The organism is Actinomadura flavalba DSM 45200 (genome assembly GCF_000374305.1).
Taxonomy (GTDB): domain Bacteria; phylum Actinomycetota; class Actinomycetes; order Streptosporangiales; family Streptosporangiaceae; genus Spirillospora; species Spirillospora flavalba.
Genome location: NZ_KB894093.1, coordinates 2,024,744 through 2,046,418 on the forward strand (window position 1 = coordinate 2,024,744; position 21,675 = coordinate 2,046,418).

At 70.1% G+C, this 21,675-nt stretch carries 24 protein-coding genes and 3 tRNA genes; 25 read left to right on the forward strand and 2 right to left on the reverse strand.

Features of this window, described 5'->3' with window-relative positions; genetic code table 11:
* Positions 1-191 precede the first annotated feature (191 nt).
* From C229_RS0109275 to C229_RS0109320, 10 genes are all read left to right on the forward strand, one after another.
* Positions 192-380, forward strand: coding sequence for a hypothetical protein (locus C229_RS0109275; RefSeq protein ID WP_155884660.1), 189 nt, complete (start codon positions 192-194; stop codon positions 378-380).
* Between the two features lie 10 nt (positions 381-390).
* Positions 391-1,020 (forward strand): YoaK family protein, encoded by a 630-nt coding sequence (locus C229_RS0109280; protein ID WP_026313609.1) that lies wholly within the window; start codon positions 391-393, stop codon positions 1,018-1,020.
* A 3-nt stretch (positions 1,021-1,023) separates the two neighbouring features.
* Positions 1,024-1,767, forward strand: a complete 744-nt coding sequence (locus C229_RS0109285) for a protein phosphatase 2C domain-containing protein (RefSeq protein ID WP_018654798.1) — start codon at positions 1,024-1,026, stop codon at positions 1,765-1,767.
* A gap of 23 nt (positions 1,768-1,790) precedes the next feature.
* Positions 1,791-2,921, forward strand: coding sequence for an acyl-CoA dehydrogenase family protein (locus tag C229_RS0109290; RefSeq protein WP_026313610.1), 1,131 nt, complete (start codon positions 1,791-1,793; stop codon positions 2,919-2,921).
* Positions 2,922-2,997: 76 nt separating this feature from the next.
* Positions 2,998-3,070, forward strand: a tRNA-Thr gene (locus C229_RS0109295).
* A 131-nt stretch (positions 3,071-3,201) separates the two neighbouring features.
* Positions 3,202-3,275: transfer RNA gene (locus tag C229_RS0109300), tRNA-Met, on the forward strand.
* A gap of 118 nt (positions 3,276-3,393) precedes the next feature.
* Complete coding sequence (rpmG, locus tag C229_RS0109305; RefSeq protein ID WP_018654800.1) at positions 3,394-3,558, forward strand: 50S ribosomal protein L33; 165 nt, start codon at positions 3,394-3,396, stop codon at positions 3,556-3,558.
* 210 nt (positions 3,559-3,768) lie between these two features.
* On the forward strand, positions 3,769-4,206 hold the full coding sequence (locus tag C229_RS0109310) for a MaoC family dehydratase N-terminal domain-containing protein (RefSeq protein WP_018654801.1): 438 nt from the start codon (positions 3,769-3,771) through the stop codon (positions 4,204-4,206).
* Entirely contained in the window at positions 4,206-4,631 is a 426-nt protein-coding gene (locus tag C229_RS0109315; protein WP_018654802.1) for a MaoC family dehydratase, read from the forward strand. The genes C229_RS0109310 and C229_RS0109315 overlap by 1 nt, the downstream gene beginning before the upstream one ends.
* Positions 4,632-4,707: 76 nt before the next feature.
* On the forward strand, positions 4,708-5,790 hold the full coding sequence (locus C229_RS0109320) for a UDP-N-acetylmuramate dehydrogenase (protein WP_018654803.1): 1,083 nt from the start codon (positions 4,708-4,710) through the stop codon (positions 5,788-5,790).
* Here C229_RS0109320 and C229_RS0109325 read toward each other — a convergent pair.
* Together C229_RS0109325 and C229_RS0109330 are read right to left on the reverse strand one after the other, a co-directional pair.
* Positions 5,780-6,859: an adenosine deaminase gene (locus C229_RS0109325; protein WP_018654804.1), complete on the reverse strand. Its 1,080-nt coding sequence runs from the start codon at positions 6,857-6,859 to the stop codon at positions 5,780-5,782. The two genes, C229_RS0109320 and C229_RS0109325, sit on opposite strands and share 11 nt — an antisense overlap.
* 171 nt (positions 6,860-7,030) lie before the next feature.
* On the reverse strand, positions 7,031-8,242 hold the full coding sequence (locus C229_RS0109330) for a pyridoxal phosphate-dependent aminotransferase (protein WP_018654805.1): 1,212 nt from the start codon (positions 8,240-8,242) through the stop codon (positions 7,031-7,033).
* Between the two features lie 255 nt (positions 8,243-8,497).
* Between C229_RS0109330 and C229_RS0109335 the strand changes: the two genes are divergently transcribed.
* The 15 genes from C229_RS0109335 (at position 8,498) to C229_RS0109405 (ending at position 21,673) form a co-directional block, all read left to right on the forward strand.
* Positions 8,498-8,570, forward strand: a tRNA-Trp gene (locus C229_RS0109335).
* Between the two features lie 123 nt (positions 8,571-8,693).
* Entirely contained in the window at positions 8,694-8,942 is a 249-nt protein-coding gene (secE, locus tag C229_RS0109340; protein WP_033424214.1) for a preprotein translocase subunit SecE, read from the forward strand.
* A gap of 110 nt (positions 8,943-9,052) precedes the next feature.
* A complete protein-coding gene (gene nusG, locus C229_RS0109345) occupies positions 9,053-9,877 on the forward strand; it encodes a transcription termination/antitermination protein NusG (RefSeq protein WP_018654807.1) in 825 nt (274 codons plus the stop codon).
* A 256-nt stretch (positions 9,878-10,133) separates the two neighbouring features.
* The gene (rplK, locus tag C229_RS0109350) at positions 10,134-10,565 is read left to right on the forward strand and encodes a 50S ribosomal protein L11 (RefSeq protein ID WP_018654808.1); all 432 of its coding nucleotides are present in this window, start codon (positions 10,134-10,136) and stop codon (positions 10,563-10,565) included.
* 94 nt (positions 10,566-10,659) lie between these two features.
* Positions 10,660-11,376, forward strand: a complete 717-nt coding sequence (rplA, locus tag C229_RS0109355) for a 50S ribosomal protein L1 (RefSeq protein WP_018654809.1) — start codon at positions 10,660-10,662, stop codon at positions 11,374-11,376.
* A 199-nt stretch (positions 11,377-11,575) separates the two neighbouring features.
* On the forward strand, positions 11,576-12,430 hold the full coding sequence (locus tag C229_RS0109360) for an SCO4651 family lipoprotein (protein ID WP_240487135.1): 855 nt from the start codon (positions 11,576-11,578) through the stop codon (positions 12,428-12,430).
* 127 nt (positions 12,431-12,557) lie between these two features.
* Positions 12,558-13,397 (forward strand): SCO4651 family lipoprotein, encoded by an 840-nt coding sequence (locus C229_RS0109365; protein ID WP_018654811.1) that lies wholly within the window; start codon positions 12,558-12,560, stop codon positions 13,395-13,397.
* Between the two features lie 449 nt (positions 13,398-13,846).
* Positions 13,847-14,437, forward strand: a complete 591-nt coding sequence (rplJ, locus tag C229_RS0109370; RefSeq protein WP_018654812.1) for a 50S ribosomal protein L10 — start codon at positions 13,847-13,849, stop codon at positions 14,435-14,437.
* 63 nt (positions 14,438-14,500) lie between these two features.
* Positions 14,501-14,890, forward strand: a complete 390-nt coding sequence (rplL, locus tag C229_RS0109375; RefSeq protein ID WP_018654813.1) for a 50S ribosomal protein L7/L12 — start codon at positions 14,501-14,503, stop codon at positions 14,888-14,890.
* Between the two features lie 536 nt (positions 14,891-15,426).
* The gene (locus tag C229_RS30045) at positions 15,427-16,506 is read left to right on the forward strand and encodes an ABC transporter ATP-binding protein (protein ID WP_081639778.1); all 1,080 of its coding nucleotides are present in this window, start codon (positions 15,427-15,429) and stop codon (positions 16,504-16,506) included.
* Positions 16,507-16,634: 128 nt separating this feature from the next.
* Positions 16,635-17,354, forward strand: a complete 720-nt coding sequence (locus C229_RS0109385; protein ID WP_018654815.1) for an MlaE family ABC transporter permease — start codon at positions 16,635-16,637, stop codon at positions 17,352-17,354.
* Positions 17,354-18,202 (forward strand): MlaE family ABC transporter permease, encoded by an 849-nt coding sequence (locus C229_RS0109390; RefSeq protein ID WP_018654816.1) that lies wholly within the window; start codon positions 17,354-17,356, stop codon positions 18,200-18,202. Before C229_RS0109385 ends, C229_RS0109390 begins: the two co-directional genes overlap by 1 nt.
* A 7-nt stretch (positions 18,203-18,209) precedes the next feature.
* Positions 18,210-19,568 carry an MCE family protein gene (locus tag C229_RS0109395; RefSeq protein WP_155884661.1) on the forward strand — a complete coding sequence of 453 codons (1,359 nt, stop codon included), beginning with the start codon at positions 18,210-18,212 and terminating at the stop codon, positions 19,566-19,568.
* Positions 19,565-20,602 carry an MCE family protein gene (locus C229_RS0109400; protein WP_018654818.1) on the forward strand — a complete coding sequence of 346 codons (1,038 nt, stop codon included), beginning with the start codon at positions 19,565-19,567 and terminating at the stop codon, positions 20,600-20,602. Before C229_RS0109395 ends, C229_RS0109400 begins: the two co-directional genes overlap by 4 nt.
* Complete coding sequence (locus C229_RS0109405; RefSeq protein ID WP_018654819.1) at positions 20,603-21,673, forward strand: MCE family protein; 1,071 nt, start codon at positions 20,603-20,605, stop codon at positions 21,671-21,673.
* Positions 21,674-21,675: the final 2 nt, after the last annotated feature.

Below are 21,675 nucleotides of genomic sequence, written 5' to 3' on the forward strand. Positions count from 1 at the left end.
TGTCTTCATGACAGGTCGACGCCGGAATGCTTTGTTTCGTTGTCGGGCATGTGGGTGCGGGTTTCCGGCCGCTGTCCGCAGCGGTGTGGTGTGCTCGCAGGACGGGTGGGGATGTACCCGGGCGTATGGGTTTCTGCGCTAGGAGGAGTGTCGTGGTTGAGGCGTGGCGGCTTGGTGGGGAGTCGGACACTGTGGCTGAGCGGGCCGGGAACGCGGATGACGGGCCGGTGGAGGAGAAGCCGGTGCCGCGGGACGTGCCGGTGGACGAGTTCAGCGAGCTGCCCGAGGGGCTGCGGGAGGAAGTCGGGGAAGAAGAGAGCGACGCGGTGAAGGACGACCCCGAGACCGAGCCCGCCGAGGAGGCGGGGCCCGCCTCCTGACGCCGGGGCCATGGCGAGGACGCGGTATCGGCACGGGGTGCCGCTCGCGGTACTGGCGTTCGCCGCCGGCACCGCCGACGGGCTGAGCTATCTGGGCGTCGGGCAGGTGTTCACGGCGAACATGACCGGGAACATCGTCCTGCTCGGAACGTCGGTGAGCCGGGGCGCGGTCGGGGAGGCGGCGGAATCGGCGCTGGCGTTCGGCGGATTCGTCGTCGGGGCGCTGGGCGGGTTCGCGCTGGCGGGGCGCGATCCCCGGTGGGGGCGGCGGACGCGGGTCGCGCTGCTGGTCGAGCTGGCATTGCTGGTCCTGTTTGCGTTGGTATGGGGTACATGGGCGCCCGCCGTGGTCCTGTGCGCGGGCACCGCGATGGGGTTGCAGAGCGCGCTCGCGACGCGGATCGGCGTTTCGGGCATTTCGACGACGTACGTCACGGGGACGCTGACCGCGCTGCTCGGGCAGCTCGCCGAGCTGGCCCGGCCGGACGCGTCGGCCGTCCGCCGCCTCGGCGTGATCGCGGCCGTGGGCGTGGGGGCGGCGACGGCCGGGGCGCTGCTGCGGTGGGCGGAGCCGGTCGCGCCGTGGGCACCGGTCGTGGCGGTGCTCGCCGTCGTCGTCATGACGTGGGGCGAGGAGTAGGTCGTGCAGGTCACCTACGCCAGTGCGGCGACGCCGGGCGGCGTCAACGAGGACCACGTCGTCGCCGGTGACGGCTGGGCCGCGGTGCTGGACGGCGCGACGGCGCGGCCCGGCGTCGTCACCGGCTGCGCGCACGACCCGGCGTGGCTGGTGCGCCGGCTCGGGGGAGCCCTGGCCGTCCGGCTGGGGGACGGCGCGGGCGACCTGCGCGACGTCCTGGCCGAGGCCATCGACGAGGTCCGGACCCGGCACGACGGCTGCGACCTGGGCAACCCGGACAGCCCGTCGACGACGGTGTCGATCGTCCGCTGGCACGGCCGCCGCCTCGACTGGCTCGTGCTCGCAGACTCGCCCGTCCTGGTGGACGACGGCGCGGTCCGCGTCGTCCGTGACGACCGCGTCGACCGCCTCCCGTCGTACACGGCCGAGGCCGTCCGCGCGGCCCGCAACAGCGCGGGCGGTTTCTGGGTGGCGAGCACCCGCCCGGAGGCGGCCTACGAGGCGGTCGTCGGGACGGCGCCGGACGTGCGGCGCGCCGCCGTCCTGAGCGACGGCGCGTCCCGCCTGGTGGAACTGTTCGGCGCGCTGACCTGGCCGGGCCTGCTCGACGCGCTGGACGCCGAGGGCCCCGCCGCCGTCATCGCCCGCACCCGCGCCGCCGAGGCCGCGCACACCGCGCCGATCGTCCGCGGCAAGCCGCATGACGACGCGACGGCGGTCGTGCTGCGGGCCATTGCCCAATCCTAGAATCGTTTTCTAGAATGCGGCGCATGGACTCCGCTGACTTCGCCGCCGTCCTCGACGCCGTGCGCACCCTCGTCCGCGATCAGGTCGTCCCGCGCGAGGACGAGATCGAGGAGACCGACGCCATCCCCGAGCCGGTGCGCGCCGCCGCCCGCGCGATGGGCCTGTTCGGGTACGCGCTGCCGGAGGAGTACGGCGGGCTCGGGCTGACGCTCGGCGAGGAGGTCCGGCTCGTCTTCGAGATCGGCTACGCCAGCCCGGCGTTCCGCTCCATGTTCGGGACGAGCAACGGCATCGCCGGCCAGGTCCTCGTGCACGCGGGCACCGACGAACAGAAGGACGCCTGGCTGCCCCGGCTCGCGTCCGGCGAGGTCGTCGGCGCGTTCGCGCTCACCGAGGCCGAGGCCGGCTCGGACCCGAGCACGCTCACCACCACCGCCCGCCGCGAGGGCGACGGCTACGTCCTGGACGGCGCCAAGCGCTTCATCACCAACGCGCCCGAGGCCGACGTCCTCATGGTCTTCGCCCGCACGGGCGGCGCGGGCGGACGCGGCATCTCCACCTTCCTCGTCGAGCGCGACGCACCCGGCCTGCGCGTCGGCCCGCCGGACGCCAAGATGGGCCAGCGCGGCGCGCATACCGCCGAGGTGTTCCTGGACGGCGTGCGCGTCCCGGCGGCCGCGCTGATCGGCGCCGAGGGCAGCGGCCTGCGCACCGCGATGTCCTCGCTGGCGCACGGCCGCGTCAGCATCGCCGCCGTCTGCGTCGGCCTGGCCCAGCGCATCCTGGACGAGACGGTCGCGTACGCCCGCGAACGCTCGCAGGGCGGCGCCCGCATCGGTGACCACCAGCTCGTGCAGGGCCTGATCGCTGACTCCCAGGCCGAGCTGTACGCCGGACGCGCCATGGTGCTGGAGGCCGCCCGCGCCTACGACGCGGGGGAGGACACCCGCATCGGCCCGTCGTCGGCGAAGTACTTCTGCTCGGAGATGGTCGGCCGCGTAGCCGACCGCGGCGTGCAGGTCTTCGGCGGCATGGGCTACATGCGCGGTGTCCCCGTCGAGCGCTTCTACCGTGACGCCCGTCTCTTCCGGATCTACGAGGGGACGAGCCAGATTCAGCAGCTCGTCATCGCCCGCGCGCTGCTGCGCGACTGACCCCGATTTCGAGTTCGTATCCGGTCTCACGGGCGTGTATGGTTACACCCGTCGCCGCGAAAGCGGCGCCGACCAGGCCCCTTTAGCTCAGTCGGCAGAGCGTCTCCATGGTAAGGAGAAGGTCTACGGTTCGATTCCGTAAAGGGGCTCCCGGATCTGAGGCCGTCTCGGTGCACACCGAGGCGGCCTTCGGCCGGAGGCGGGAGCCCGCAGGGTTCTCGCGATTCCAGGTCCGTGTCGGCATCCGGTATCCTTGCATCTGGTCCACACCGACCATCGCGGCGGGGTAGCTCAGTCAGGCAGAGCAAGCGGCTCATAATCGCTGTGTCGCCGGTTCAAGTCCGGCCCTCGCTACTACCTTGGCCTCTCGCCCCTCACGGGGGCGGGCAGGCTGGGTTGATCCACTCCGGTCACCCTTCTCGGGGCGGCCGATGGTGACGTCCTAGTTCCTAGCCCAGAAAGGCACTCCATCGTGGCTGCCACCGACGTACGGCCGAAGATCACGCTGGCCTGCCAGGAGTGCAAGCACCGCAACTACATCACGCGGAAGAACCGGCGCAACGACCCGGACCGCCTTGAGATCAAGAAGTACTGCCCGAACTGCCGGTGCCACCGCGCGCACCGCGAGACCCGCTGACCCGGCAGTTCGCCGCGCCCCCCGGCGCGACTTCGCTTGCACCACGTCCCAGCCCGTTCCCGCGTCCGCCGGGAGCGGGCTGAACGTCGTTCTGTTATGGTCCCGACCAGCGTTGCCAGCGGGCCGGAACGCTCGCCCGCGCGAGGTCCCGGCCTGTCGCGCGGGAGGCGCGACGAAGCGAGCGGCGCCCAGCTCCGTCGGAGGGACAGCATGGCACTCAATCGTGACTTCATCGGACGGGCGTTCCCGCCCAGCGCGCCGTACGAGGTCAGCCGGGTCAAGATCCGGGAGTTCGCGGACGCCATCGGTGACGCCAACCCCGTCTACCGCGACCCCGCCGCCGCGCAGGCCGCCGGGCATCCCGACGTCGTCGCGCCGCCGACGTTCCCCATCGTCGTGTCGCTCGCCAACGACGCCCTCGCCGACCCCGAACTCGGCCTCAACTACGCGATGGTCGTGCACGGCGAGCAGTCGTTCGCCTACGAGCGGCCCGTCCGCGCCGGCGACGTCGTCACCTGCACCTCGACGGTCACCGAGATCAAGGCGATCGGCAAGAACGAGAAGCTCGTCATCGAGACCGAGATCAGGACGGTCGACGGCGAGCTGATCTGCACCACCCACAACACCATCGTCGAGCGGGGGATCTGATGGCCGCGCAGGTGAAGCACGCCGACGTCGAGACCGGCACCGAGATCCCCGCCCGCGTCTTCCACGTGGATCGCGCGAATCTCGTCATGTACGCGGGCGCGTCCGGCGACTTCAACCCGATCCACTGGCGCGAGAGCTTCGCCCGGTCGGTCGGGCTCCCCGACGTCATCGCGCACGGCATGTTCACGATGGCCCAGGGCGGGCGTTTCCTCACCGACTGGGCGGGCGACCCGGGTGCCGTCGTCGCGTACGGCGTCCGCTTCTCCGCCCCCGTCGTCGTCCCGGACGAGGGCGGCGCCGACCTGGAGATCAGCGGCGTCGTCGACGAGAAGCACGACGACGGCACCGTCCGCGTCACCCTCACCGCCCGCAGCGGCGACCAGAAGGTCCTCACCCGGGCCCGCGCCACCGTCCGGCTCGCCTGACGCGGACGGCGCCACCGGGGTACGAGATGATGAGCGTTCCGGTGCCGGGCGGCGTCGGGTGAGGGGGAGAGCGCGGGTGGCGGTGTTCGCCGAGGAAGTCAACCTGTCCGGGTACACGACGCTGCGGCTCGGGGGACCGGCGCGGCGGTTCGTGTCGGCGGCCACCGAGGACGAGGTGATCGCCGCGGTGCGGGCGGCCGACGATGTCGGTGAACCCGTGCTGGTGCTCGGCGGCGGCAGCAACCTCGTCGTCTCCGACGCCGGATTCCCCGGCACCGTCGTGCACGTCGCCACGCGCGGCACGCTGCGCGAGGCCGACGAGGGCGGACGCGTCATCGTCCGCGCGCAGGCGGGCGAGGAGTGGGACCCGTTCGTCGCGCGCTGCGTCGCAGACGGCCTGTCCGGCGTCGAGTGCCTGTCCGGCATTCCCGGCCGCGTCGGCGCGTCACCGATCCAGAACGTCGGCGCCTACGGGCAGGACGTCGGCCAGACCGTCGTGGCGGTCCGCGCCTACGACCGCGAGCGCCGCACCACCGTCACGCTCGACCACGCCGCCTGCGCGTTCACCTACCGGCACAGCGCGTTCAAGGGCTCGGACCGGCACGTGGTGCTGGAGGTCGCGTTCGCGCTCCGCGAGGGCGAGGACTCCCAGCCGATCGCCTACCCCGAGCTGGCCCGCCGCCTCGGCGTCGAGCCCGGTGCGCGCGTCCCGCTCAAGGAGGCGCGCGACGCCGTCCTGGAGCTGCGCGCGGGCAAGGGCATGGTGCTCGACCCGGCCGACCCCGACACCCGCAGCGCCGGGTCGTTCTTCACCAACCCGATCCTGTCGCAGGACGGGTTCGCCGCGCTCGAACACCGCGTCCACGAGCGCCTCGGCCCGGACGCCGAGCCGCCGCGCTACGCCGAGAAGCCCGGCCCGGACGGCGAACCCCGCGTCAAGACGTCCGCCGCCTGGCTCATCGACCGCGCTGGTTTCGTCCGCGGCCACGGCGCGGGCGCCGCCCGCATCTCCGGTAAGCACACGCTCGCGCTCACCAACCCCGGCGACGGCACCACGGGCGACCTGCTCGCCCTGGCCCGCGAGGTCCGCGACGGCGTCCGCGACGCCTTCGGCGTGACGCTGGTGAACGAACCGGTACTGGTCGGCGTCACGCTCTAGGCGCGTCCGAGGGAGCGGCCAGCCAGGCGTCGACGCCGGTCAGGAGTTCCTTGCGGACGGCGTCGGGGGCGGCCGAGCCCTGGATCGACTGGCGGGCCAGTTCCGCGAGTTCGGCGTCGGTGAACGCGTGCTCGTCGCGGACGAGGGAGTACTGGCGCGCCAGCCGCGAGCCGAACAGCAGCGGGTCGTCCGCGCCCAGCGCGATCCGCGCGCCCGCCTCGAACAGCGCCCGCACCGGCACGTCCGCCGCCGTGGGCGCGACGCCGAGGCTCACGTTCGACGCCGGGCACACCTCCAGCGTGATGCCGCGGTCGACGATCCGCTCCAGCAGCCGCCCGTCCTCCACCGCCCGCACGCCGTGCCCGATGCGGTCGGCGCCCAGCAGGTCGACGCACTCGCGGACGCTCGCCGCGCCCTGAAGCTCCCCGCCGTGCGGCGTGGACAGCAGCCCGCCGCGCCGCGCGATGCGGAACGCGCCCTCGAAGTCGTAGGCGCGGCCCCGCCGCTCGTCGTTCGACAGCCCGAACCCCACGACGCCCTGGTCGGCGTAGTGGACGGCCAGGCGCGCGAGCGTCTTGGCGTCGAGCGGATGCCGCGTCCGGTTCGCCGCGATCACGACGCCGACGCCGATGCCCGCCGCGTCGCCCGCCTCGCGTGCCGCGTCCAGCACCAGCTCCACGGTCGGGGTGAGGCCCCCGAACCGGGACGCGTACCCGCTCGGATCGACCTGGATCTCCAGCCAGCCCGACCCCTCGGACGCCTCGTCCTGCGCGGTCTCGCGCAGCAGCCGGCGCAGATCGTCCGGGGTGACCAGGACGGACCGGGCGATGTCGTACAACCGCTGGAACCGGAACCAGCCGCGCTCGTCGGTCGCGCGCAGTTTCGGCGGCCAGTCCTCCACGAGCGCGTCGGGAAGCTGCACACCGTTCTGCTCGGCCAGCTCCACCAGGGTCGAATGCCGCATCGAACCCGTGAAGTGCAGGTGCAGATGGGCCTTGGGCAGCGCGGCGACGTCGCGGACGGCGCCGCCGCCCGGCGCGGAAACGGGTGACGTGATGACGGCCTCCATGGGCCAATGTTGCCGGATACCGCGCGCCGGTGAACGCCCGGCTCACCAGGACGGTCCCAGCGGGCCATGCGCGGATGGCCGTCCGGAGCCATTCCCGGCCTGGCCCGCCGCCTGCGCGCACGCGAAAGGGGCCGGGCGGAACGCCCGGCCCCTCGCGACGGTCGTGCGGCGTCAGCGCGCCTCGGACAGCAGCTTGGCGATCCGCGAGACGCCCTCCACCAGGTCGTCGTCGCCCAGCGCGTACGACAGGCGGAAGTAGCCCGGCGTGCCGAACGCCTCGCCCGGGACCAGCGCGACCTCCGCCTCCTCCAGGATCAGCGCCGCCAGCTCGACGGTGGTCTGCGGGCGCTTGCCCCGCAGCTCCTTGCCGACCAGTTCCTTCACCGACGGATACGCGTAGAACGCGCCCTCCGGCTCGGGGCACAGCACGCCCGGGATGTCGTTCAGCATCCGGACCATCGTGCGCCGCCGCCGGTCGAACGCCTCGCGCATCGTCGCCACCGCCGACAGGTCGCCGGTGACCGCCGCGAGCGCCGCCGCCTGCGACACGTTCGCCACGTTCGACGTCGCGTGCGACTGGAGGTTCGCCGCCGCCTTCACCACGTCCTGCGGGCCGATCAGCCAGCCCACCCGCCAGCCCGTCATCGCGTACGTCTTCGCGACGCCGTTCAGCACCAGCGTGCGGTCGGCCAGCTCCGGCACCACGACCGGCATCGAGTGGAACTCGGCGCCGCCGTAGACCAGGTGCTCGTAGATCTCGTCGGTGACGACCCACAGGCCGTGCTCGGCCGCCCACGCGCCGATCTCGGCGATCTGGTCGCGCGTGTAGACCGCGCCCGTCGGGTTGGACGGGGACACGAACAGCAGCACCTTCGTGCGGTCCGTGCGGGCCGCCTCCAACTGCTCGACGCTCACGCGGTAGCCGGTCGTCTCGTCGGCGACGACGTCGACCGGGACGCCGCCCGCCAGCTTGATCGACTCGGGGTAGGTCGTCCAGTACGGGGTCGGCACGATGACCTCGTCGCCCGGGTCGAGCAGCGCGGCGAACGCCTCGTACACCGCCTGCTTGCCGCCGTTGGTGACGAGCACCTGCGACGCGTCCACCGTGTAGCCCGAGTCGCGCTCGGTCTTCTCAGCGATCGCCTGCCGCAGCTCCGGCAGCCCGCCCGCCGGGGTGTACTTGTGGAAACGCGGCACGCGCGCCGCCGTGACGGCCGCCTCCACGATGTAGTCGGGGGTGGGGAAGTCGGGCTCGCCGGCACCGAACCCGATGACCGGACGGCCCGCCGCCTTCAGCGCCTTGGCCTTGGCGTCCACGGCCAGGGTCGCGGATTCGGAGATGGCGGCGATGCGCCGGGAGATGCGAGGACGGTCAGTGCTCATGTCCCTATCGTTACAGACCCCGCGCGCCGAGGTCAGCGTGATGCGCACCGCGATGCGCACCGGACCTCCCGGAGCGGGACGCGCGGCGCGCGGACGCCGGGGCGAGGACCAAGAGCGTTTCCGGTTCGACGCGGGCGCCTCCGCCCCGTAGACTCCTTCACCTAGTACCGGTGACGCGACGCGTGGCGGCCATCTCCGCACAGGCCCTAAGCTGTCTCCGGTACGACCTTCGGCACCCTGTGCCGGGGGAGTCGAAGGGCAGTGGCTCAATTGGTAGAGCTCCGGTCTCCAAAACCGGCGGTTGGGGGTTCGAGTCCCTCCTGCCCTGCGAGGTGCGGTGCGCGCACCCGTTCCGGTCTCACGACCGAGCGCCGTGCGGTGCTCTCCGGCGCGGGAATGCGCGGCAACCACGAGGTGGTTGAACACGACCTACGAGGTGAACGGCGGCATCATGGCGACTGAGACGCGCGGCGACGCCGCGGCGAAGGACGAAGGCAGCGGCAAGCCCGCGGGCAAGCGGACCAATCCCGTCCTGTTCGTCCGTCAGGTGATCGCCGAACTGCGCAAGGTCATCTGGCCCACCCGGCGCGAGCTCGTCACCTACACGGCGGCGGCGCTGATGTTCGTCCTCGTGATGATCGCGATCGTCTCCGGCCTGGACTGGGCGTTGCAGAAGGGCGTGTTCTGGCTCTTCACCTGATGAGCCGGCCGGGTCACCGCCTCCGCTAGCCGGAGCCGTCGCGTAGATTCGGCGTTTCCGACCGTCCTGGTCTTCACCCGAGTATCCGTCGAGAGAAAGAGTCAGCCACCGTGTCCGAGTCGTCCTCACAGCCCCGTGACGAGGCCATCATCGAGGCCCAGTCCACCGAGGCTGCGGCGGAGCAGGCCGGCGAGAGCGCCGTCGCCGAGACCGAGGTCCTCGACGCCGACACCTCCGCCGCGCCCGAGACGTCCGACGCCCTCGGCGACACGGACGCCCTCCCGGACGCCGAGGCCGACGCCGCCGCCGCGGACGCGGGCGAGGAGGCTCCCGAGCCCCCCGTCGACCCCTACGCCGACTTCAAGATGGAACTGCGGCTCCAGCCGGGCGACTGGTACGTCGTGCACTCCTACGCGGGGTACGAGAACCGGGTCAAGACCAACATCGAGACCCGCACCCAGACGCTCAACATGGAGGACTTCATCTTCCAGATCGAGGTGCCCCAGCACGAGGTCACCGAGATCAAGGGCGGCAAGCGGCAGAAGGTCAACGAGAAGGTCCTGCCCGGCTACATCCTCGTCCGGATGGAGCTGACGGACGAGTCCTGGGCCGCCGTCCGCAACACCCCCGGCGTCACCGGCTTCGTGGGGCTGCTGAACAAGCCGTCCCCGCTCAGCCTCGACGAGGTCGCCAACCTGCTCGCCCCCGAGCCCGAGGAGGGCACCCCGGCCAAGGCGCAGCAGCAGGCCAAGGCGTCGCCCGCCGTGGACTTCGAGGTCGGTGAGTCGGTCACCGTCATGGACGGCCCCTTCGCCACCCTCCCCGCGACCGTCAACGAGATCAACGCCGAGCAGCAGAAGCTCAAGGTGCTCGTCTCGATCTTCGGCCGCGAGACCCCGGTCGAGCTGTCCTTCAACCAGGTCTCCAAGATCTGACCCAGCACGCACGCAGAACGCCCCGGTCCTGATGGCCGGGGCGTTTGATTTCTACTGTGTCCTAACGATTCCAATCAGGCCGTACACTGGGTGAGTTCGTCGTCTGCCAGGGGAAGTCGCCCCCGCCTCGCCGGTGGCCCAGTACCCGCAGGACGCAGAACTCCAGGACTCCAACACCCGGCAGTCGTTCCGGTCCGGGTGTTGCCCGCTGTGCGGGAGTCGGGGTCACAGTGCACGGAACGGAAGGTGGGCGAGCATGCCTCCCAAGAAGAAGAAGATCGCGGCCGTCGTCAAGGTCCAGCTGAACGCCGGTGCCGCGACCCCCGCGCCGCCCGTCGGTACCGCGCTCGGTCCGCACGGCGTCAACATCATGGACTTCTGCAAGCAGTACAACGCCGCGACCGAGTCGCAGCGTGGCAACGTCATCCCCGTCGAGATCACGATCTACGAGGACCGCTCGTTCTCGTTCGTGACCAAGACGCCGCCGGCCGCGCAGCTCATCCTCAAGGCCGCCGGTGTCGAGAAGGGCTCCGGCGAGCCGCACAAGACCAAGGTCGGCTCGGTCACCGCGGACCAGATCCGCGAGATCGCCACGACCAAGCTGCCCGACCTGAACGCCCGCGACCTGGCCGCCGCCGAGAAGATCGTCGCCGGCACCGCGCGTTCCATGGGCATCGAGGTCAAGTAACACCCGCTCGTTTCGAGTGAACGCCCGCGCGGACGGTCCGCGCGGGCCTGTGGGAGGACCCGTCCGGGTCCGCACACCACGAGGGAGAAGCAACATGAAGCGCAGCAAGGGCTACCGCGACGGCGCCGCCAAGATCGACCGCGACAACCTGTACCAGCCGCTGGAGGGCGTGCGGCTGGCCAAGGAGACCGCGGTCACCAAGTTCGACGCGACCGTCGAGGTCGCGCTGCGGCTCGGCGTCGACCCCCGCAAGGCCGACCAGATGGTGCGCGGCACCGTCAACCTGCCGCACGGCACCGGTAAGACGGCCCGCGTGCTGGTCTTCGCCGGCGGCGCCAAGGCCGACGAGGCCCGCGAGGCCGGCGCCGACATCGTCGGCTCCGACGACATGATCGAGAAGATCCAGGGCGGCTTCCTGGACTTCGACGCCGTGGTCGCCACCCCCGACCAGATGGGCAAGGTCGGCCGCCTCGGTCGCGTCCTCGGCCCGCGCGGCCTGATGCCGAACCCGAAGACGGGCACGGTCACCATGGACGTGACCAAGGCCGTGACCGACATCAAGGGCGGCAAGATCGAGTTCCGCGTGGACCGCCACGCGAACCTGCACTTCATCATCGGCAAGGCGTCGTTCACCGAGCGTCAGCTCGTGGAGAACTACGCGGCGGCGATCGAGGAGATCCAGCGGCTCAAGCCGTCGGCGGCCAAGGGCCGTTACGTGCGCAAGGCCGTCTTCACGACGTCGATGGGCCCGAGCATCCCGGTCGACCCGAACGCGGTCCGCAACCTGACCGCCGAGATCGACGAGAGCTGATCCGGCTCGATCCGAGGGCGTCTCCCGCGCGGGAGGCGCCCTTCGGCGTTTCCGGGGCGGGGCTCGTTAGGGTGCCGATCTCCGGGGTAGTTCGCTGGTCTGACCGGGGGGCCGTTCTTTCGTTCCTTCGGGTGATGCCGGGGGAGCGGCGGCAGGGCGAGACTGGATTCGTCAGCAGGCGAACCGAGGAGGATTCCGCATGAGGCGCCGATGGATGATGACCGCCGGTGGCACGACGCTGGGCGCCGCCCTGGTGCTGTCCGGCTGCAACGCCGAGGTGGAGAACGCCGCCGGTGGTAACGCGGTGAAGATGAGCGCGACGGAGGCCCTGGTCAAGACGTCGCAGCAGACGCGCAAGGCCGACGCGTTCAAGGCCGCGCTGACCGTCACCGACGCCGGTGACGGCGGCACGCTGAAGGGCACGGGCCAGTTCCGGCTGCGCCCGAACCTGGAGTTCACCGCCCAGCTCGACGAGTACTCGCGCGGCGGCCAGGCGATGACCGGCGTGACGGGCCGCGCCCTGTTCACCGGCGACACGCTCTACGCGAAGGTCCCGCAGCTCGCCCGGTTCGTCGCCGGCGGCAAGCCGTGGCTGGAGGTGAACGTCAACGAGATCTCCCAGCGCACCGGCTTCGACGTCCAGTCCCTGCTCCAGCAGGTGCGGACCATCGACCCCGCCGAGCAGACGAAGATGTTCACCGCCTCCAAGGACGTGCGCCGCGTCGGCACCGAGACGGTCGACGGCGTCAAGACCACCCGTTACGCGGGCACGGTGACGGTGCAGGAGGCGCTGAAGCAGCTCGACCCGGAGGCCCGGCAGAACGCCCGCCGTCACCTGCCGAACGACGGCAAGGTCGCCTTCGACCTGTGGACGGGCGGCGACAACCTGCCCCGCAAGCTGGTCGCCAAGAGCACCGGCACCGAGGGCGGCAACGGCACGGTCGAGGTCCGCTACAGCGACTACGGCAAGCCCTTCACGGTGAACCGCCCCCCGTCCGACCAGGTCGGCAAGCTCTCCCTCGACGGCCTCTTCAACGCCCAGCCCCGCAACTGACGGGTTGCGGGCGGTGAGAAGTCGTGTGCGGAGGCGAACCGGTCTGTCATAGTCTGCGTCGAATGTTCTGAGGCGCGGCCAACGCCCCGGCCGACGCCTGCCCCCACCTCCGGAGGAGTTCCCTTTCATGCTTCGTCGTTTCACCGCGAGTGCCGCCGTCGGCACCGGCCTCGTCCTCGCCCTGACCGGCTGCCTCGGCGGCGGCGAGGAGAAGGCCGCCGGAGGCGGGGGCGGTGACGCCAAGCTGACCGCGTCGCAGGCGCTCGGGCAGGCGGCCGAGAAGGCGGGGCAGGTCGACACCTTCGCCGCGCAGATCGACATGAACACGCCGACCCCGCAGGGCGCCGTGCAGATGAAGATGGCGCTCCAGGCCAAGCTGCGGCCCGAGGTCGCGATGAACATGAAGGTCGACTCGATGAAGATGGCGTCGCAGCAGGTCCCGGGCTACGAGATGGTCATGAACGAGAAGGCCGCGTACATGAAGATGCCCGCCCTGTCGCAGGCCAACGGCGGCAAGCCGTGGACGCGGTTCTCGCTCGACCAGCTCGGCGCCACCGCCGGGATGAACATGCAGGAGCTGATCGGGCAGGCCCGCCAGCAGAGCCCCGCCGAGCAGACCAAGATGCTCACCGCCTCCAAGGACGCCAAGAACCTCGGCACCGAGAACGTGGGCGGCGTCGAGACGACGCACTACAAGGGCACGCTGCCCGTGTCCGAGGCGCTGGGCAAGCTGGAGGGCGAGGCACGCGCCGCCGCCGAGAAGGCGTTCCAGCAGCTCGGCGCGCAGACGATCAACTTCGACGTCTGGGTCGACAAGGACGGCCTGCCCCGCAAGCACGTCAGCGTCTTCGACACCAACAGCGGCCGGTCCACGACGACGGCGCTCTACTCCGACTACGGCAAGCCGGTCCAGGTCACCGAGCCCCCGGCGGCCGAGGTCGGCACGGTCAAGCTCCCCAACTCCTGACCCCGAGCATCGAGGCCGCGTCCCGCCCAGCGGGACGCGGCCTCGCGCGTTCCCGCGCCTTGCGCGTTCGGCGTTCGCGCGTCTGCCTTGCGTGGTGGGTCGTGCGGTCGGCCTTCGGTCGTGGGGGTGTGCTGCGCGCAGGTGTGTGGATGGTGGGGTGGCGGGAATTCGATTTGGTGTTGGTGGGGGCGGCGACGTAGTCTGTGGGCTGCCGAAGACCGCCGGTCGCCGTTCCGTGAGGGACGGCCGAAGGTTCCGAAGAGATTCGGGCGGCCCGCGTAGGTGTGACGAGAGCTTCCATGACCTCCGTGTCCTGTACGCCCCGCGCGCCTGCGCCGGGGCGTTCGCTGTTTTTCAGGGCTACGCCCCGGCGGCTTCCACACCGGGTCGCGTCCGTCCGCTCTCACGAGTGTGCGGCGCGGCCACCCAGGTAATCGGAAGGAGGCCCCATGGCCAAGGCCGAGAAGGCCACGGCGATCGCCGAGCTCAAGAACGACTTCGAGAGCTCGAACGGCGCCGTGCTGACCGAGTACCGCGGGCTCACGGTGGCGCAGCTCAAGGAGCTGCGCACCAACCTCGGCGAGAACGCGAAGTTCGCCGTGGTGAAGAACACGCTGACCAAGATCGCGGCGAACGACGCCGGTCTCGACGAGCAGTTCCGTGACCTGCTCGTCGGTCCCTCGGCGATCGCGTTCGTCACCGGCGACGTGGTCGAGGCCGCCAAGGGCCTGCGTGACTTCTCCAAGGCCAACCCGCTCCTGGTGATCAAGGGAGGCTTCGTCGACGGCAAGTCGATGGACGCCGCCGAGATCACCAAGCTCGCGGACCTCGAGTCGCGCGAGGTCCTCCTCGCGAAGCTGGCCGGCGCGATGAAGGGCTCCATGGCGAACGCCGCGGCGCTGTTCAACGCCCTGCCGACGCAGGCGGCGCAGCTCGCCGAGGCCCTCCGGGCCAAGCGCGAGGCCGCCGGCGAGACGGCCGAGTCCCCGGCGGCCGAGGCCGCCGACGCTCCGGCCGCCGACGAGGCCCCCGCCGAGTAGGTCCGTCCGGACCGAACCGCGGTACCCCAGCACCACCCCATACGTCATTACGGAGGAAACACCATGGCGAAGCTCAGCAACGACGAGCTGCTCGACGTCTTCAAGGAGATGACCCTCCTCGAGCTGTCCGAGTTCGTGAAGCAGTTCGAAGAGGTCTTCGACGTCAAGGCCGCCGCTCCCGTGGCCGTCGCCGCCGCGCCGGGCGCCCCGGGTGCCCCGGCCGCCGAGGCCGCCGCCGAGCAGGACGAGTTCGACGTCATCCTGGAGGCCGCCGGCGACAAGAAGATCCAGGTCATCAAGGAGGTGCGCGCCCTGACGAGCCTGGGCCTCAAGGAGGCCAAGGACCTGGTCGACGGTGCGCCCAAGCCGCTCCTGGAGAAGGTCGCCAAGGACGCCGCCGACAAGGCCAAGGAGGCCCTGGAGAAGGCCGGCGCGACGGTCACCGTCAAGTAGTTCCGCGGTGGGCCCGTGCGGCCCGCGCGTGTGACGCCGCGAAGGGCGGTCACCCCATCACCGGGGTGGCCGCCCTTCGTGCGTGTACCCGAGGGAAGCGGACGAACCGGCCGGTCGCGGGTGTGCGTACCCTGGGACGGACTGTGCTCGTGTGACAAATCCGTTCGCCAAACCGTTTCTGATGGCCGCTTGTGCGGCATGTCGGGCGCCGCGTAGCGTCCGGGGAGCATGACGGGCCACATCCGGCCCGTCTGGCACGGTGCCGTCACTCCCACCCCCGGCTTGAGGTGCAGGTTCGTGGACCAGTAGTCTCAGCGTGACGTAAGTAACGATTGTCGTACAACGTCGCATTAACCCGCTGTTTTGGCCTCCGACCCCTTCCCTTCTGCCGGAAGGCCGCTACGGTAGTGGCACCCGCCACAGCTACCCGCTGGTAGCAACGGTGCGGATACCAGGTGTGACGGACCGACCACCCCGCCGAGTCCGCAGGCTCGCGCATCGCATCCGGATTCCCCCGGCCTGGAGAAAGGTGACGAGTGGGCGTCGAAATCAGAGTCGAGGGTCTGACGAAGTCCTTCGGTCGTCAGATGATCTGGCAGGACGTGTCGCTGTCCCTGCCCGCAGGGGAGATCTCCGTTCTCCTCGGCCCCTCCGGTACCGGAAAGTCGGTCTTCCTGAAGACCCTCGTCGGTCTGCTGAAGCCCGACCGGGGCCACATCTGGATCGGGGACCGGGACCTGCCGTACCTCCCGGAGCACCAGCTCTACGAGACCCGCAAGCTGTTCGGCGTCCTCTTCCAGGACGGCGCGCTGTTCGGCTCGATGAACCTCTTCGACAACATCGCGTTCCCGCTGCGCGAGCACACGAAGAAGTCCGAGTCCGAGGTCAAGCGGATCGTGATGGAGAAGATGGACCTGGTCGGTCTGATCGGTGCGGAGCACAAGCTCCCCGGTGAGATCTCCGGCGGTATGAAGAAGCGCGCCGGCCTGGCCCGCGCGCTCGTCCTGGACCCCGAGATCCTGCTGATCGACGAGCCGGACTCCGGCCTCGACCCGGTCCGCACGGCCTTCCTGAACCAGGTCTTCATCGACCTCAACGCGCAGATCAACGCGACGTTCCTCATCGTCACGCACGACATCAACACCGCGCGGACGATCCCGGACAACATCGGCCTGCTGTACCGGCGCGAGCTGGCGATGTTCGGCCCGCGCGAGATGCTGCTGACGAGCGAGGAGCCGGTCGTCCGGCAGTTCCTCAACGCCAGCCGCATCGGCCCGATCGGCATGTCGGAGGAGAAGGACATCTCCGAGCTGGAGGCCGAGGCCAACATGGGCCTGGACGCCGGCAAGCTGCCGCCGGTCCCGCCGCAGCCGATGCCGACCGACGGCCGCGTCCGCCCGGGCCAGCACCCGCCGGGCGCGTGGTGCGCGGCGCACGGCGTGACGCCCCCGCCCGGGTCGTTCATCGACGAGCTGGGCCGCAACTGGGTCGAGGAGTGGCCGCGCTACGTGGCGACGATGTCGGCCGGGGCGCCCGCGGGCGGGCCCGGCCACGACGGCCCCGACGGTCAGGGACGCGGTCGGCACGCGGCCCAGCCGGGAGGTGCTGGGTACTGATGTCCACTCCTGGTATCGGCGCGGACCAGCGAGAGGGCACGAAGAAGAGTGGGTCTCCCACCTTCCGTAAGATCTCCGACGGTGCGACCAATGTCGCCATTCGTGAACCAGGCCGGTTCTTCGCCCTCGTGCTCGACACGTTCCGGGCGATGTTCCAGCGGCCGTTCCAGTGGCGCGAGTTCATTCAGCAGTCGTGGTTCATCGTCAGCGTGACGGTGATCCCGACGATGCTGGTGGCGATTCCCTTCGGCGGCATCCTGTCGCTCCAGGTCGGCGGGCTGATCCGTCAGCTCGGCGCCCAGTCCTACACGGGTGCGACGGCGGTCGTCGCGATCGTGCGCGAGGCCAGTCCGCTGGTGACCTCGTTGCTGGTCGCGGGGGCCGCCGGCTCGGCGATGTGCGCCGACATCGGCTCGCGCAAGATCCGTGAGGAGATCGACGCCATGGAGGTGCTGGGGATCAATCCCCTGCACCGCCTGGTGGTACCCCGGATGCTCGCCTGCGCGTTCGTCGCGCTGTTCCTCAACGGGCTCGTCTCGGTGGTGGGGCTGCTGGGCGGCTACATCTTCAACGTGGTGCTCCAGGACGGCACGCCGGGCGCGTACCTGGCGTCGTTCAACGCGATGGCGCAGCTTCCCGACCTGTTGCAGGCCGAGTTCAAGGCGTTCGTCTTCGGCATCACGGCGGGTCTGGTGGCGGCGTACAAGGGGCTGAACGCCAAGGGCGGGCCGAAGGGCGTGGGCGACGCGGTGAACCAGACCGTCGTCATCACGTTCATGCTGCTGTTCCTGGAGAACTTCGTCATCTCCGCCCTGTACTTCCAGTTCGTTCCGTCGAAGGGCATGTGATGGCCGCCCCCACGAAGACGGGGAAGGCCGTCTCCAAAGCGGTGAACACTCCCCTCCAGCGGCTGGACGACTTCGGTCACCAGCTCTCGTTCTACGCGCGCGCGTTCGCCTGGATCTTCCGGGTGCTGCGCCGGTACCGCACCGAGGTGATGCGGCTGCTGGCCGAGGTCAGCCTCGGCACGGGCGGCCTGGCCGTCATCGGCGGCTCGGTGGTGATCGTCGGGTTCATGACGTTCTTCACCGGCAGCCAGGTCGGCCTCCAGGGCTACAACTCGCTGAACCAGATCGGTACGGCGGCGTTCACCGGGTTCGTCGCGTCGTACTTCAACACGCGCGAGATCGCGCCGCTGGTGTCGGCGCTGGCGCTGTCGGCGACGGTCGGCTGCGGTTTCACCGCGCAGCTCGGCGCGATGCGGATCTCCGACGAGATCGACGCGCTGGAGGTCATGGCGGTCCCGTCGATGCCGTTCCTGGTGACGACGCGGCTGATCGCCGGAATGGTCGCGGTGATCCCGCTCTACATCGTGGGCCTGCTGGCCTCGTACGGCGCGACGCGGCTGATCGTGACGACGTTCTACGGGCAGTCGACCGGAACGTACGACCACTACTTCAACTTGTTCCTACCACCACAGGACATCCTGTGGTCGTTCGGCAAGGTCATCATCTTCGCGATGCTCGTCATGCTCATCCACTGCTACTACGGCTACCACGCCAGCGGCGGACCGGCGGGCGTCGGCATCGCGGTGGGCCGGGCGGTGCGGACCAGCATCGTCGTGATCAACGTGGCGGACCTGCTTCTCGGCATGGCCATCTGGGGCGCCACGACGACCGTTCGGATTGCGGGGTGACACAGCGATGACTCATGCCGCAACTCCGCGTGGGCGCGGCCTGTCGCAGCGGATGCGCTACCGGCTGCTGGGCCTGTCGATGCTGCTGGTGTTCGCGCTGCTGCTGGCGCTCACCGTCGCGCTGTTCAACAAGGCGCTGACGCCGACGATCAAGGTGCGCGTCGCGGCCGAGCGCGCCGGGCTGCAACTGCTGCCGCGTTCGGACGTCAAGGTGCGCGGGATCATCGTCGGAGAGGTCCGCGCGACCCGGGCGACCGAGAACGGCGCGATCATCGACCTGGCGCTGGACCCCGACCACGCCAAGCTGATCCCGAACAACGTGCAGGCGCGGTTGCTGCCCAAGACGCTGTTCGGTGAGAAGTACGTCGATCTGGAGATCCCGGCGCAGCCCGGCCGGTCCGGCCTGGCCAAGGGCCAGACGATCCAGCAGGACCGGTCGCAGGCCGCCGTCGAGATCGACAAGGTGCTCAACAACCTGCTCCCGCTCCTCCAGGCGGTCAAGCCGGAGAAGCTGAACGCCACGCTGAACGCCGTCGCGACGGCGTTGCAGGGCCGTGGTGACCAGCTCGGCCAGAACCTGGAGCAGGCGGACGCGCTGCTCCGGAAGATCAACCCGGAACTGAACACGCTCGTCTACGACCTGAAGGGAATCGCGGACGTCTCCGACATCTACTCGGCCGCGGCTCCCGATCTGCTCCAGACGCTACGGAACCTGAACGTGACCAGCAAGACCGTCACGGACAAGAAGGCCACGATCGAGCAGATCCTGCCGCAGACCGCGCAATTCGCGACCCACGGCAATCAGTTCATGACGAACAACGCCGCCAAGATCATCGGCTTCAATGTGGCGAACCGCGCGGGGCTGGAACTGATCGCCCGGTACTCGCCGTCGCTGCCGTGCGTCTTCGAGGGCCTGGACGCGCTGCGCCCCGAGGCCGAGCGCGTGGCGGGCGGCAACGGCGGCAAGACGTTCAACCTGACGATCGAGATCGTCAAGCCGCGCCCGCCGTACAAGAACCCGCTGGAGCTGCCGGAGGTGAAGGACTTCCGGGGGCCGCGCTGCTACAACCTGCCGAACCCGAAGGTCCCGTTCCCCGACTACCTGGCGCTGGACGGCACCGAGGACAACCTGTGGTGGAAGAACCCGCACGGCCGGGACGACCCCATCAACCACCCGACGAGCGCGGGCGCGCGTAACCGCGAGACGCCGAACGTCTTCGTCGATCCGGGAACCCAGATGAGCGAGAAGGAAAAGATCAGGAACCTGGTCGGGCCGCTGACGCGGACCCACGCCGACGAGGTGACCGACACCGCGGTGCTGCTGTTCGGCCCGCTCGTGCAGGGATCGGTGGTGACGGTCAAGTGAACACGCTCGCACCGGCCATCAAGCTGACGATCTTCGTCGTGCTGACGTCGCTCGTCACCGGCATCCTCGCGATGACGATCACCAACGCCCGGTTCACCGAGGGCCACCGCTACCACGCGATCTTCACCGACGTCGCGGGCCTGCTCGACAAGGACGACGTCCGCGTCGCCGGCGTCCGCGTCGGCCAGGTCGAGAAGATCCAGCTCTTCCGCAACAACCAGGCGAAGGTCACCTTCTCCGTCAACAAGGACGAGGAGAGCATCTTCCGGGCGGGCCTGCCGAAGTCGACGCAGGTGCAGGTCCGGTACCGCAACCTCATGGGCCAGCGGTACCTGTCGCTCAGCGAGGGCCCGGGCCCCGCGAACGCCTACCTGGCCGAGGGCGGCACGATCCCGGTCACGCAGACGCAGCCCGCGCTGGACCTGACCGTCCTGTTCAACGGGTTCCGGCCGCTGTTCCAGGCGCTGGAGCCCAAGGACGTCAACACGCTGGCCACGCAGATCGTGCAGACGCTCCAGGGCGAGGCGGGCACGGTCAACAGCCTGCTCGGCCACGTCGCGTCGCTGACGAACACGCTGGCCAACCGCGACAAGGTCATCGGCGACGTGATCACCAACCTCAACAACGTGCTGGGCACGATCGACGCCCGGCACTCCGAGGTCAACCGGATGATCACCGACCTCCAGGGGTTCGTCACCGGCCTGTCCAACGACCGCAAGGCGATCTTCGACTCGGTCGCGAGCATCAACGGACTCGCCGCGACCACCGCGGACCTGCTCAAGGACGCACGTCCCTCGATCAAGAACGACATCGCGGGGCTGAACAAGCTGGCCGGAGAGCTGAACAAGGGCAGCGCCGACCTGGAGCGGGGCCTCCAGCGCTCCCCGAAGCGGCTGGAGGGACTGGTCAACATCTCCTCCTACGGCTCGTGGTTCAACATGTACGTCTGCGGACTCGACGCCCGGGTGAAGCTGCCCGGCGGCCCCGTGTACCAGACGCCCGCGATCATGAACGAGAACGCGAGGTGCAAGTAGATGAGGGTCCCGTTCCGGGAGCGCAACCCCGTTCCCATCGGCCTCGCCGCGTTCGCGGTCATCATCGTGACGCTGCTGGTCGCGATGAACCTGCGCTCGATCCCGTTCCTGACCGGCGGCACGACCCACACCGCGGCGTTCGCCGAGGCGGCCGGGCTGCGGTCCGGCGAGGAGGTCCGCGTCGCCGGTGTGAAGGTCGGCCAGGTCACCGGCATGGAGCTGGAGAGGGGCCGCGTCAAGGTCACGTTCCGCGTGGACGATGACAACGTCCGGCTCGGCTCCCTCACCCGCGCCGAAATCAAGATCAAGACAGTGCTCGGCTCGCACTTCCTCGCCCTGGACCCGCGCGGCGGCGGCACGCTGTCCCGGCAGATCCCGGTCGAGCGGACGACGGTGCCGTTCGAGGTCGTCCCGGCCATCAGTGAGCTGACCGAGCGGGTCGAGAAGATCGACCACGCGCAGGTGGCCAAGTCGTTCAACACCCTGTCGGACACGTTCGAGAACAGCCCGCAGGAGATCCGCGCGTCGCTCCAGGGCCTGCGCCGCCTGTCGGACACGGTCGCCTCGCGCGACGACGAGCTGCACGAACTGGCCGGAAAGGCCCGCAACGTCTCGCAGTTGCTGGCCGACCGCAACCAGGACTTCGCCAAGCTCATCCAGGACGGCGACAAGATCCTCGCCGCCGTCCAGGCGCGACGCGACGTCATCCACCAGCTCCTCGTCAACACGGTGGTGTTCTCCCAGCAGGTGAACGCGCTGATCCGCGAGAACAACGCGCAGCTCCGCCCGATGCTGAACAACCTCCAGGCGGTCAGCCGGGTGCTGCTGAAGAACCAGGACAACCTGGACCGGACGCTGGAGCTGTTCGCCCCCTTCGCCCGCCAGTTCACCGACGTCACGGGCACGGGCCGCTGGTTCGACGCCTGGATTCAGAACCTCCTGCCGATCCCCGCCTCCATCAAGGACCCCGCGCCGAACCGGGGCGGATCGGGCGAACGCGGCCCGACCGGGACGCAGCAGCCCGGCGGAGGCCAGAACCAGACCAACAACCCGTTGCCGTTCCTCCCGTAGCA